The 916-nt window shown below is 54.4% G+C and carries 1 pseudogene; it reads left to right on the top strand.

What is annotated here, in order from left to right:
* Positions 1 to 886 (top strand): annotated as a pseudogene (locus tag ABLU87_RS04770) (IS3-like element ISKpn34 family transposase); the annotation flags it as partial.
* Between the last annotated feature and the right edge of the window lie 30 nt (positions 887 to 916).

The following is a 916-nucleotide window of genomic DNA, read 5'->3' as shown; positions in this document are numbered from 1 at the left end:
TTCAGGTGGCTCTTGGGCGAAAGTACTGACGACAGACCAGAAGCGGGAAGCCGTGGAAGTCATGTGCGAGGCTAAGGGTCTGTCGCAACGTCGTGCCTGCAGGCTGGCAGGTCTGTCCCTGTCAACCTGCCGATATTCGGCTCAGCGTCCGGCTGCTGACGCGCAGCTGTCTCTACGCATCACAGAGCTGGCACTTGAACGCCGCCGTTTTGGTTACCGGCGTATCTGGCAGCTTCTGCGACGTGAAGGTCTTTGCGTTAACCACAAGCGGGTTTACCGCATCTATCAACTTAATGGCCTGAGTGTAAAACGCAGACGACGTCGTAAAGGGCTGGCAACAGAACGTCTGCCGCTGCTCCGCCCGATGGCGCCCAATCTGACCTGGTCAATGGATTTCGTCATGGACGCACTGGCCACAGGTCGCAGGATCAAGTGCCTGACCTGCGTGGATGATTTCACAAAGGAATGCCTGACGGTCACTGTTGCCTTCGGGATTTCAGGCGTGCAGGTCACGCGTATTCTGGACAGCATTGCGCTGTTTCGCGGCTATCCGGCTATGATAAGAACCGATCAGGGCCCGGAGTTTACCTGCCGCGCACTCGATCAGTGGGCTTTTGAGCATGGTGTGGAGCTGCGACTTATCCAGCCCGGCAAGCCAACGCAGAACGGATTTATTGAGAGTTTTAACGGACGCTTTCGTGATGAATGCCTGAATGAGCACTGGTTCAGCGATATTGTTCACGCCAGGAAGATCATTAATGACTGGCGACTGGATTATAACGAGTGTCGACCACATTCATCACTGAATTACCTGACGCCGGCTGAATTTGCAGCGGGCTGGCGAAACGGGAAATATGAAGAAAAACCAACCGACATTACTAACTGAAGGTTGTATCTAACTCTGGGGGCAGGTCAA

This window comes from Klebsiella sp. CB_Kp196 (genome assembly GCF_040061575.1).
Classification (GTDB): domain Bacteria; phylum Pseudomonadota; class Gammaproteobacteria; order Enterobacterales; family Enterobacteriaceae; genus Klebsiella; species Klebsiella michiganensis.
Note: the sequence above shows the minus strand (reverse complement) of the source record. Positions and strands in the feature narration are given on the sequence as shown.